This is a genomic window from Mesorhizobium sp. M7A.F.Ca.US.010.02.1.1 (genome assembly GCF_004023085.1).
In the GTDB taxonomy this organism is placed as follows: Bacteria; Pseudomonadota; Alphaproteobacteria; order Rhizobiales; family Rhizobiaceae; genus Mesorhizobium.
On record NZ_RZRV01000012.1, the window covers coordinates 47,291 to 59,343 of the forward strand.

Genomic DNA, 12,053 nt, shown 5'->3' on the forward strand with positions numbered 1-12,053 from the left:
GATTGCCGGCTCGGCTCTATGCCATGATCTTGCCTGCCCGGCCGACAGCCCGCAACCCAGTGTCGTGCCAAAAGCACCTTCCCACTTTTTCAAACCTGCGCCTTGTCTTTTGCTGCAACGCACCCCATCATGAGTATGTGTTCAACAAATCGAAAGGAGGTGATCCGATGTCGAGTGATTTCGTTTTCCAGAACGTGGCCTCAGCGGATTGCACTTTCGGGAAGCAGTCTTCCCGTTAAGGCGCGAAATGCGCGGCGGGTGACCTCATAGGTCATCGCCATAGGGCCGCGCCACGGACGGAAACACGGAAGGCCGCCGGCTTCGAAAGAAGCGGCGGCCTTTTCCGTTTGCGGACTAGACTACTGGGTCAATGCGACCTTTTCGGTGTTGCGGATGATTTCCTGAAAGGCGTCGTCCAATTCGGCTCCGGTGGACACGTCGAAGAAATGCCTCTTGGCGGCGGAGGCGTCCTTCGATGAACAGTCCTTCAGCACCGCCTTTGCCTGGTCCCGCTCGGTTGCCGACATGTCCTTGTCGTCCAGATCGAAGCCAATGGTGAAAATCTCGATGCCATCATTTTTCATGTTTTCGCACAGCGTTTCGGCGTTGCCGCGCGCAAGGTTGCCCTGGCTGTTGTACCTGTCCCCAGCCCCGGCGAAGGCGGTATTGAACTGGCCATCGGTCATCAGGATCGCGACCTTGGCGATCTTCTTCGGATCGGCATCCGAGGCGCCTTTGCCGAGACCGGCGTTCCTGATTGCAGTGCGCCATTGCGGCGACAGCATATAATAGGTCCACTGAATGGCGATCGCGCCGGCCGTGTAGCCATCGGCCTGGAAGTCCTCGATCGATTCAAGCAATGCATCGGAGTCGGCGGTCAGCGGGATCACCTCCGCATCAGGGCACCTGTTCATACCTCCGCCGAGATGATCGTCCCGGTTGACCAGGGCATAGTATTTCTTGCCGTTCCTGTCGGTGCGAACAGTGTCTGGGCCGTCGGCGCTCATATCCGCGTTGCCGTTCTTGTCCTTGCGCTCGGTGGCGCAATTGTCGGGGCGTGGCATCGCCGCGCCGACAATGGAGATGTAGTCGCTGAAGGACGGCAGCAGATTTTTGCCTGTCTTGGCGACGAGAAGCGGACTGCCGGCGACGGGTGGGAGCTCAGAGCTGCCTTGCTTCTCGGCATAGATGTTTTCCGCCAGCTTGCCGGCGTTGACGCCAGATGCATAAGGCACAATCGCTACGCGGATGCGGGGGTTCTGCGGATCCTGCTTCTGCAGCATCGTCAGAACAGCATTTTTTGCAGCAGCTTTCAGATCGCCGATTTTGTCGACCTTGCCGCGCTTGGCCATCGATCCCGTTATGTCGAGCATCATCGCCACTTCGACGGTCTTGTCCGAATAGAGCGCCGTTGTGGAAGCGGTGACGCGTTTCATGTCGCCCGTGCCGAAAATCGGAAAGTACAGCGCGACATCGATATGGGCGTCGGCCTGAACCGTCTTGGCAGTCCTGTTGACGATCAGCCTGTCGAGCACGATCTGGTCGGCCTGCAGAATGCCTGCTTGGCTGTTGGCGTCGAGAAAGGCCTGCACCGATGTGTCGGCATCGGCTTCGTTGGTGGCGCCGGTCGTCAGGTCGCGTGCCGTCGACGTGACCGCGGCGTCGACCACGCTCTGGAGGCTCGATCTGGCATTGTAGAGCTGCGATACGTTGACCGAGAAGCCCGCTGCCAGCGCCAAGACCGAGGCGCTAAGGCCGAACAGGACCGCGAAATTTCCACCGCGATCCCTGGCGAAGCCGCCGACCGCGTGAACAAGACCCCCGTAATTCCGCATCCTACAGCCTCCACTCGCCTCGGCCTCGTCGCCGCGGAAAGGGCAATGCAGGATTCCCGCCGGATGACGCCTTGGCCTGGCGGAGAGCTCGCCTTCCAACAGCAAGTCGTTGTTTTTGTTAAGTTTTGGAACCTACAAAGGTGAACGGTTGGTAAACGGGAACGCGCCGTGGCGCTCGCGTTTACCGGCCGCTTACCATGATCTGGCCCAAGGCATCGCGACGCCATCGACGGCGTCCTGTTGCGGCACAAGCTCACTGTGCCGAAGCGGACCATGTGTCCCGAAAGTTGCGCCTGGAAAGAACCTCGCTGCCACCCTGTCGCATCGGTAGGCGTCGCGATTACGCTAGCATCTGTGCGCTGACGGTCCTGTCGATGCCGTGGTAGGGCGGGTTGAACAGATTGCCTTCCTGTTCATAGGTCCACACCTTGAACAGGCTGAGCCGGTGGGGGCCGAAACTGTGCAGCAGCGGCACGTCGGTGGCGTCGCGGCCGCGGGCGATGACGATACGGCCGATTCTGGGCGTGTTGTGGCGAGGATCGAACGTGTACCATTTGCCATCGAGGAACACTTCCAGCCACGCCGAGAAGTCCATCGGCGCCGGATCGGCTGGCACGCCGATATCGCCGAGATAGCCGTTCACATAGCGTGCCGGAATATTCATGCAGCGGCAAAGCGTGATCGCCAGATGGGCGAAGTCGCGGCAAACCCCGACGCGCTCCTCATGCGCCTGAGCCGCGGTGCGGGTCGAGCGCGCATAGCCATAGCCGAACGACAGCCGGTTGTGGACATAGTCGACGATCGCCTGCACGCGCGCCCAGCCAGACGGGATGTCACCGAAGAGCTGCCAGGCCAGGCTGCTCAGATGATCCGTCTCGCAATAGCGGCTGCCGAGGAGATAACCGAGAACTTCGTCGGGCAGATCCGCCACCGGCACTTCCCTGGCCAGGGTGTTTACCTCGTCCGTCTCGCCGCTATCCTCTACGACCGCGTCGTACAGGATGCGAAAACCACCGGCGGGCGCTGTGAAGCGCCGGCAGGCATTGCCATGCAGATCGTGGTACAGCCTTGTCGGCACCGCGGGCGAGGTCAGCACCCGCGTCTGCCGCTTGATGTCGCCCTGCCTGTCCCGATGGATCTCGAGCACTGAAATCACCGGCGTGGCGGCTACGCATTCGATGGCGATTTCGTAGCCGAGCCGGATCAGCACCGTTGGTCCCCCTTCGATCGTTGTTGTGAGAAGCAGTCCTTCCCAAACGCCCGGAGGATATCGTGGTTCCCTGGGCCGATCGAAAAGCACGCCCCCGTGTCTTCCCCTGCCGCAGTCGAGACGTTAGGTTCGGCCACCCGACCAAGCGCCTCCCCGGACTCAAGGAAAATCATGTATTCAGGCAGAAAATTCGCGGCCTTCCTCTTCGACATGGACGGCACGCTCATCAATTCCATCGCCTCGGCGGAACGAGTGTGGAGCAATTGGGCTCTCCGCCAGGGGCTCGACGTCGCCGCCTTCCTGCCGACGATCCATGGCGTGCGCGCGATCGAGACCATCACCGGCCTGGCACTGCCGGGCGTCGACCCGGCATACGAGGCTGATCTGCTGCTGAAGGCCGAGGCGGCCGATCTCGATGGCATTATCCAGATCTCAGGCGCCGTGGCATTCCTCGATTCGCTGCCGCCCGAACGCTGGGCAATCGTCACCTCCGCCCCACGTGAGCTGGCGCTGTTGCGCATGAAGGCCGCCGGCATCCCCGTCCCGGCCATCATCGTCGCGGCGGAAGATGTCTCCCGCGGCAAGCCGGCGCCCGATTGCTTCCGGCTTGGCGCGGAACGGCTCGGCTTCGACGCGCGCGATTGCCTCGTCTTCGAGGATGCTCCAGCTGGCATCGCGGCAGCCGAAGCGGCGGGCGCCGCGGTCATGGTCATCAGCGCCACGCACAAGCACCCCTTGCCAACGCAACATGCCGCGATCGCAGGCTACGACATGGTCGGCATCACCGTCGACGAGCGTGGCTGGATCGCGCTCGAGCCGCAGCGCAACGCCGCCTAGGCGGCATCTAGAAATCGCTGGTGAGGCCCTTTACCTCCCAGTCGCCGTAGCGCCCTGGCTCCTTGCCGCCGCGGCCGCCGATCTCCTTCGGCAGCGCGGCCTCCTTTTCGCGGTAGTCTTCCCGCCGCGCTGCGGCCTCGGCCAACGCACGGCGTGCGGCCGGCGTTAGCTCTCTCTGCGATGCCGCTTCGGCAGAAGCGGCGCCTGTTTTACTGATTTCGTCGGTCATGCGATAATCTCGGCAGATTGAGCCCGGTCAATTGAAACAGGAACTGGCGTTTCCCATCATATAGCCATGAACGCACGACGATCGACCCCTTTTCGGTGCCATTTCGACAGGAGCAGACGATGAACACCATCCGCACCGCCATGCTTCTTGCCGCGATGACGGCGCTGTTCATGGGCGTCGGCTTTTTGATCGGCGGAACCGGCGGCATGATGATCGCCTTCCTGTTCGCGGCCGGCACCAATCTGTTCAGCTACTGGAATGCCGACAAGATGGTGCTGTCGATGAACCGTGCCGTCGAGGTCGACGAAAGGAACGCGCCCGAATATTACGCCATCGTCCAGGCAATGGCCAAACAGGCCGGCCTGCCGATGCCGAAGACCTATCTGATCGACAACCCGCAGCCGAACGCCTTTGCCACCGGCCGCAACCCGCAGAACGCGGCGGTTGCTGCCTCCACCGGCCTGTTACAAGCGCTGACGCCTGAAGAGGTCGCAGCCGTCATGGCGCACGAGCTCGCCCATGTGCAGCACCGCGACACGCTCACCATGACGATCGTCGCCACCTTTGCCGGTGCCATCTCGATGCTCGGCAATTTCGCCTTCTTTTTCAGTGGCAATCGCGACAACAATCCGTTCGGCTTTGTCGGCGTGCTGGCGGCGATGATCGTAGCGCCCTTTGCCGCGATGGTCGTGCAGATGGCGGTCAGCCGCACCCGCGAATACGAGGCCGACCGGCGTGGCGCTGAAATCTGTGGACACCCGCTCTGGCTGGCATCGGCGCTTGACAAGATCGCCCGTGGCGCCGAACGCATCCGCAACCCCGATGCCGAGCGCAATCCCGCGACCGCGCATCTCTTCATCATCAATCCCCTTCACGGCGAGCGCATGGACAGCCTGTTCTCCACCCACCCCGCCACTGAGAACCGCATCGCAGCCTTGCAGGCGATGGCGCAGCAGATGCAAGGCGAAACCCAGGCCGCCCCGCGCCAGGCGTCGACGCCACGGCAGGCAGATCAACCGCGGCCATCCGGCCCGTGGAGCGAGGCAGCGCAGCCCGAGCAGCCGGCGGAGCCCGCCAAGCCCAAATCCAACCCATGGGGTCGCAATCCGACCGGGCCCAAGGGCCGGTGGTCGTGAGCGTGGCGGACAGAGGAGCTCGACGCACGGTTTCAGGCGATCAGGAACACAGGGACGGCGGCGACTTCGTTGCCGGGCTCGCCGCTCGCAAGGCGGCGGCGCGCCTGCTTGCCGCCGTCATCGATGCCAGGACCCCGCTTGATGGGCTGACCGATCACGAAAACGGCCACCCGCAGTACAAGGCGCTCGACTTGCGCGATCGCGGCCTTGTCCGCGCGATCCTGGTCACCGCGCTGCGCTATCGCATGACCGTATCAGGGCTGCTGGCGCGGCGCCTGGAAAAGCCGCTGCCGCCTAATGCCACCGCTTTGTCGCACATATTGCATGTGGCCGCAGCTCAGATCCTGTTCCTCGATATTCCCGACAGCGCCGCCGTCGACATTGCGGTGACCCATGCCAAGTCCGATCCGCGCACGCTGCGCTTCTCCGGCCTCGTCAATGGCGTTCTGCGCACACTGGCACGTGCCAAGGAAACGGAATTGCCTGCCGCCCTTGCCGCCACCGACGAAGCGCCAAAGTGGTTTTCCGATCGGCTGAAGACCACTTACGGCAACGAGAAGGCCAGACAGATCCTCGAAGCGCATCGCGTTGAGGCGCCGGTCGACTTCTCGGTCAAGGCCGATCCCGGTCTCTGGGCCGAAAAACTCGGCGGTATAGTCCTGCCGACAGGCACGGTGCGGGTCGAGAATCTTGTCGGTCCTGTCACTGAATTGCCTGGCTTTGCCGAGGGCGCCTGGTGGGTCCAGGACGCCGCGGCCAGCCTGCCCGCCCGGCTGTTCGGCGATGTCACGGGATTCCGGGTTGCCGATCTCTGCGCCGCGCCCGGCGGCAAGACCGCGCAGCTGATCGTTGCCGGCGCGAAAGTCACCGCCGTCGACACGTCAAAAAACCGGCTCGTGCGGCTGACGCAGAATCTCGACCGTCTCGGCCTGTCGGCCGAAGTCGTCCAGGCCGACCTGCTCAAGTATGAGCCAGAAGAACTGTTCGACGCTGTTCTCCTCGACGCACCCTGCTCGTCGACCGGCACGGTGCGGCGGCACCCCGACGTGCCATGGACCAAGACTTCGGCTGATGTCGAAAAACTGGCCGACCTGCAACGCAGGCTGCTCGCCCGCGCCGTCACGCTGGTGAAGCCCGGCGGCAGGATCGTCTTTTCCAACTGTTCGCTCGATCCGCTCGAAGGCGAGGATCTCTATCACGCCTTTCTGGCCGGCACGCCTGAAGTCGCCAACGATCCGCTGCGGCAAGGCGAGATCGCCGGCATCGATCCGTTCCTGACGCCGCAAGGCACGCTGCGCACCACGCCCGCCGATCTGGAGCTCGGCGTGCCGGAGCGCTCGGGCCTCGACGGCTTCTTCGCCGCTCGCATGCGGCGAGCCGGCTAGCGATTGAATTGCCCGGATTTACTGACTTTTTGGGGTAGGATCGGGGGCAAAGCCAGGTGAACCGGCGTGGGGTCGTGGAATTCGCCTTCGCACGAATCGTGCAATCATGTAGACTCGGCGCCGGGGTAGAGGACGATCAGGAGGGGTTTTGGCACTTGCTGCCAGCAGCACGACGCGTCTGTGGACGCTTGTCGCGAAGGAGTTCTGGCGCAAAACGCGCCGGCGCCTGCGCGCCGGGCCTGTCTATCGCTGGCGCTATTCCGGCCGCACGCCGGAACGTGTGCTGATCGCGCCGCCGGACCTGCGCCTCGCCGACCCGCAGATCGCACTCGAGATCTATTACGGCCGCTATCCCCTGTCGGGGCATCTCGTCGAGACCGGCGGCAAGTCGCCTTTCCAGATCAGCGTGCCCAATCACGGCTGGCAGAAGACGCTGCACGGCTTTCGCTGGCTGCGCCATATGCGCGCCGCCGGCACCGAGCTCGCCGCCGCCAATGCCCGCGCCCTGGTCTCCGACTGGATCACCATGCATGGCAGCCATATTTCCGGCATCGCCTGGGAGCCCGGCACGACGGCCAAGCGCATCATCGCCTGGTTGCAGCACTCCTCGGTCGTATTGCAGGGCGCCGAGTTCCCTTTCTACCGCGCCTTCCTGAAATCGGTTGCCATCCAGATCCGCTACCTCAGGTCGATGGCGCGCGAAATGCCCGACGGCAAGGACAGGCTGCGGGCCCGCATCGCGCTCGCCTTCGCTGCCTTGTCCCTGCCGGCGCCGGCATCGGCCCTGCGTGGCGCGACCCGCAATCTTGCCGAGGAACTCGACCGCCAGATCCTCGCCGATGGCGGGCATATTTCGCGCAATCCGATGGTTGTCCTGGAAATCCTCGCCGACCTTCTGCCGCTGCGCCAGACCTATGCCAACCAGGCGGAAACGCCGCCGCAGGCGCTGATCGGCGCCATCGACCGCATGCTGCCGGCGCTGCGCTTCTTTCGCCATCAGGATGGCAGCCTCGCCCGCTTCAACGGCATGGGCGCCACCATCCACGACCGCATCGCCACCATTCTGCGCCACGACGACACCGCCGGCGCGCCGCTGCTGCATGCGCCGCATTCCGGCTATGAGCGCCTGTCGATGGGCGGCACCACGGTCATCGCCGACACCGGCCCGCCGCCGCCGGTCGATGTGTCCAACGCCGCACACGCCAGCTGTCTCGCCTTCGAACTGTCGTCCGGCCGCCAGCACTACATCGTCAATGCCGGCATCGACACCTATGGCGCGGCTGAATTCCGGCCGCTGGCGCGCGCCACCGCCGCGCACTCGACCGCCACCATCAACGACACCTCGTCGGCGCGCTTCAGCCATTCACTGCGCGTCAACGACCTGCTCGGTTCGCCGCTGATCGGCGGCCCGCAGCACGTGCAGTGCAAGCGCACCGACCAGAAGGGCATTCAGGGCTTCATCGCCCGCCATGACGGCTATGTCCCGCGCTTCGGCTTCCTGCATGAGCGCGAGCTGAAACTGTCGGCGAACGGCAATGTGCTGGCTGGTCGCGACCGCTTCCAGCGGCCCGGCAATGCAGCGATCCGCAACAATGGCCGCGACTTCGTCACCGTCCGCTTCCATGTCCACCCCGACATCAACCTTTTGCAGGACGAGCATGACCGCCTGGTGCTGGCCGCCGATCAGGCCGATACCTGGGTGTTCACAGCAGCCGAAGTGGTGCCGGAAGTCGAGGAATCGATCTATTTCGCCGGTCTTGGCGGCCCGCGCCGCAGCCGCCAGATCGTGCTTGCCTTCAAGGCCTCGGAAATCGCCGAAGTCCACTGGCAGCTGACGCGCACCAGCATCGCCGGTCATCCGGAAAACAACTGATCCTCCTGGCAGGGCTTCCAACGCAGGTTAACAGAAGGCCTGACGACAACCAGTTCGGCGGCATCGGCAGCTTGCGTCGGCAGCGATAGGAATTTTTTCTTGACTCGGTGACCTCAGCTATGGTATAAATTCGCCCATGGTGCTGATTTGCGCCAGTGACCCGCCACACAGGCGGGTTTTTCGTTTTAATACGGATTCGTTGCCTTGCCCCACCTGACCGCCGGTTTGATTTCCGGACGGCATGTGCTACGGGCGCGGGCATCCATCACACCAGTCGTGAAAGGCTGCCAGCCCATGGCCGTCGCCGCCAAGAACATTCCCGCACCAGACCTTGTTCCCGTGCGTCGCGCCCTGCTCTCCGTTTTCGACAAGACCGGCCTCATCGATTTCGCCAAAGCGCTGGCAGCCGCAGGCGTAGAGCTGGTCTCGACCGGCGGCACGGCAAAGGCGATCGCTGACGCGGGCCTTCCGGTGCGCGACGTCTCCGAGCTCACCGGTTTCCCCGAGATCATGGACGGCCGCGTCAAGACCTTGCATCCTGGGGTGCATGGCGCGCTGCTTGGCGTGCGCGACGATCCGGAGCATTCCGCGGCAATGCGCAAATACGGCATCGAGCCGATCGATCTCGTCGTCTCCAATCTCTATCCGTTCGAGGAGGTCCGCCGCTCCGGCGCCGACTACGCGTCGATCGTCGAAAACATCGACATTGGCGGGCCGGCGATGATCCGCGCCTCGGCCAAGAACCACGCCTATGTCGCCATCGTCACCGACCCCGGCGATTACGCCTCGGTGCTGAATGCGCTGGAGATGACCATCGGCTCGCTTTCGCTGGATTTCCGCAAGAAGCTGGCGGCCAAGGCCTTTGCCCGCACCGCCAGCTATGACGCGGCGATCTCCGGCTGGTTCGCCGAGGCGCTCGAGATCGAACATCCGACATGGCGCGCCTTTGGCGGCAGGTTGGTCGAGGTGATGCGCTATGGCGAGAACCCGCATCAGAGCGCCGGCTTCTACGTCAACGGCGACAAGCGCCCGGGCGTCGCCACGGCGCGCCAGCTGCAGGGCAAGCAGCTATCCTACAACAACATCAACGACACCGACGCCGCCTTCGAACTGGTCGGCGAGTTCGACCCCGACCTTTCCGCCGCCGTCGCCATCATCAAGCACGCCAATCCGTGCGGCGTTGCCGAAGGCGACTCGCTGAAAGCCGCCTACGCCAAGGCGCTGGCCTGCGACCCGGTCTCGGCCTTCGGCGGCATCATCGCCGTCAACCGCACCCTCGACGCCGAGGCGGCGGAAGAGATCGTAAAAACCTTCACCGAGGTGATCATCGCGCCCGGCGCCACCGATGAGGCAGCGGCCATCGTGGCGGCGAAGAAGAACTTGCGCCTGCTGGTCACCGGTGGGCTGCCGGACCCGCGCACGCCGGGCACGACGGTCAAATCCGTAGCCGGCGGCCTGCTCGTCCAGGGCCGGGACAACGCCGTCGTCGACGACCTCGAATTGAAAGTGGTGACCACGCGGGCGCCGACGCCAGCCGAAATGGCCGACCTGAAATTCGCCTTCCGCATCGCCAAGCACGTCAAATCCAACGCCATCGTCTATGTCAGGGACGGCGCCACCGTCGGCATCGGCGCCGGCCAGATGAGCCGGGTCGATTCCTCACGCATCGCCGCCCGCAAGGCACTCGACGCCGCCGAGGCCGCCGGCCTCGCCGAACCGCTGACCAAGGGCTCGGTCGTCGCCTCCGACGCCTTCTTCCCCTTCGCCGATGGCTTGCTGTCGGCGATCGCCGCCGGCGCCACCGCCGTCATCCAGCCGGGCGGTTCGATGAACGACAAGGACGTGATCGCCGCTGCCGACGAGCACGGCATCGCCATGGTGTTTACGGGGATCAGGCATTTCCGGCATTGACGCACTTCTTCCTTCTCCCCTTGCGGGAGAAGGAAAGAGGCGCTCCTATCCCACCGGCCGGTCCGCCGGATACGGCGTCTTGACCAGGATCGCCATGCCGATGCCCAGGAACAGCACGATCACCGCCATACCGAGCCGCGCCGAGCCGCTGGCCAGGGTGACGGACGCGACCATGAACGGCGCCAGGAAACTGGTCGCCCGCCCGGCCAGCGCATAAATGCCGAAATAGCGGCCGGATTCTGCCGCCGTGACGCTGCGCGCCATATAGGATCGCGACGACGCCTGCACCGGCCCGAAAGCCACCCCGATCAACAGGCCAAAGAAGATGTAGGCTTTTTCCGCTGCCGTGCCGAACAGGCCGCCGCTGTCCGGCCCAGGCATCATCCAGAGGCCAAACAACGTGTAGCCCGGTCCGGTCGAGACGATGCCGATCGTGGCGATGCTGAGCAGGACCAGCGAGATCATGACGATGGTTTTTGAGCCAAGCGCCGTATCGAGACGGGCTGCAACCAGGCAGCCGAAGATGGCGACGACGTTGAGAATGATGCCGAAAATACCGATCTCGGTGATCGACCAGTGGAACATCGCAGCGGCGAAAGTGCCACCCAACGCCAGCAGCGCGTTGACGCCGTCCTGATAGATCATGCGGGCTACCAGGAAGCGGAAGATGCCGCTGCGCTTGCGCACCTCACCCAGTGTCACTTTCAGCTCCGCCAGCCCCTCTCGGACAGCCGGACCGATCGGCAGGCCCTTGATGGCGTCGGGGGTGAAAAAGAACATCGGCAGGATGAACAGGAAGTACCAGCCGGCTGACAAAGGCCCGGTTGCGCGCGCGTCCTCGCCGAGCTTCGGGTCGAGCCCGAAGAGCGGGTCGATGCCGATGATCGTCTTGCCGGTCTCAGGCGAACCGGCCAGGCAGGCGACGACGAAGACCAGCACGATCATGCCGCCGAGATAACCAAGGCCCCAGGCCATGTTGGAGATCCTGCCGATCTCGCTCTTCGGCACCAGGCGCGGCATCATCGAATCGTTGAACACGGTCGAAAACTCCGCCGCCACCGACGCCAGCGAAAAGAACAGCACGACCAGGAAAAGGTTCGAACCGGGGGCCGCGAACCAAAGCATGCAAAGGCAGGTGATCTTGACCGCGGCAAAGAATGCGATCCACGGCTTGCGCGGTCCGGTCTGGTCGGCGATCGAGCCGAGGATCGGCGACAGCACGGCAATGACAAGACCTGCCGCGGCAATGCCGTAGCCCCAGGCCGCCTGCCCGGTTTCCGGATCGCTCGCCATCCGCGACACGAAATAAGGCCCGAAGATGAAGGTGGTGACGACGGTGAAGAACGGCTGCGCCGCCCAGTCGAACAACATCCATCCCCAGATGCCGCGCCCGGACGCACGCTGCACTGTCTCTACCGTCATGATGATCCCCCGGCACCGTTCCGTATCGGGCGCCATGTCTGCATGTTTCATGCGCTCATGCAATGAACGAAGCTTGGTGCCGTCCCCTACCCCTGCCGCGCGCTCACTGTTCGAAAGCCAAGCAATTGGCTTTCGTCCGCGACGCGGACCAAGCCCTTATTTTTTCTCGTGAGCGAAGTCGGACCGAAGGTCCGGCGCCGTCCTCCACCCCCTGC

9 protein-coding genes are annotated in these 12,053 nt (G+C 64.0%); 5 read left to right on the plus strand and 4 right to left on the minus strand.

Annotation, left to right across the window (positions count from 1 at the left end; all coding sequences use genetic code 11):
- Positions 1-359: 359 nt before the first annotated feature.
- On the minus strand, positions 360-1,835 hold the full coding sequence (locus EOA19_RS15280; RefSeq protein WP_128304073.1) for a TadE/TadG family type IV pilus assembly protein: 1,476 nt from the start codon (positions 1,833-1,835) through the stop codon (positions 360-362).
- A gap of 340 nt (positions 1,836-2,175) precedes the next feature.
- Positions 2,176-3,045, minus strand: a complete 870-nt coding sequence (locus EOA19_RS15285) for a transglutaminase family protein (RefSeq protein ID WP_127269220.1) — start codon at positions 3,043-3,045, stop codon at positions 2,176-2,178.
- Positions 3,046-3,216: 171 nt separating this feature from the next.
- Between EOA19_RS15285 and EOA19_RS15290 the strand changes: the two genes are divergently transcribed.
- Complete coding sequence (locus EOA19_RS15290) at positions 3,217-3,882, plus strand: HAD-IA family hydrolase (RefSeq protein WP_127301864.1); 666 nt, start codon at positions 3,217-3,219, stop codon at positions 3,880-3,882.
- Positions 3,883-3,889: 7 nt separating this feature from the next.
- On the opposite strand, the gene EOA19_RS15295 is transcribed toward EOA19_RS15290, so the two are convergent.
- Positions 3,890-4,111: a DUF1674 domain-containing protein gene (locus EOA19_RS15295; protein ID WP_127382026.1), complete on the minus strand. Its 222-nt coding sequence runs from the start codon at positions 4,109-4,111 to the stop codon at positions 3,890-3,892.
- A 119-nt stretch (positions 4,112-4,230) separates the two neighbouring features.
- On the opposite strand from EOA19_RS15295, the gene htpX reads away from it, so the two are divergent.
- From htpX to purH, 4 genes are all read left to right on the plus strand, one after another.
- On the plus strand, positions 4,231-5,247 hold the full coding sequence (htpX, locus tag EOA19_RS15300; protein WP_128304074.1) for a zinc metalloprotease HtpX: 1,017 nt from the start codon (positions 4,231-4,233) through the stop codon (positions 5,245-5,247).
- Positions 5,244-6,632, plus strand: coding sequence for an RsmB/NOP family class I SAM-dependent RNA methyltransferase (locus EOA19_RS15305; protein ID WP_245486182.1), 1,389 nt, complete (start codon positions 5,244-5,246; stop codon positions 6,630-6,632). Before htpX ends, EOA19_RS15305 begins: the two co-directional genes overlap by 4 nt.
- Positions 6,633-6,780: 148 nt before the next feature.
- Entirely contained in the window at positions 6,781-8,505 is a 1,725-nt protein-coding gene (locus EOA19_RS15310) for a heparinase II/III family protein (protein ID WP_127382023.1), read from the plus strand.
- A 294-nt stretch (positions 8,506-8,799) separates the two neighbouring features.
- Complete coding sequence (gene purH, locus EOA19_RS15315; RefSeq protein WP_128304076.1) at positions 8,800-10,416, plus strand: bifunctional phosphoribosylaminoimidazolecarboxamide formyltransferase/IMP cyclohydrolase; 1,617 nt, start codon at positions 8,800-8,802, stop codon at positions 10,414-10,416.
- Between the two features lie 45 nt (positions 10,417-10,461).
- Here purH and EOA19_RS15320 read toward each other — a convergent pair whose 3' ends face one another.
- Complete coding sequence (locus tag EOA19_RS15320; protein ID WP_127328632.1) at positions 10,462-11,838, minus strand: MFS transporter; 1,377 nt, start codon at positions 11,836-11,838, stop codon at positions 10,462-10,464.
- Between the last annotated feature and the right edge of the window lie 215 nt (positions 11,839-12,053).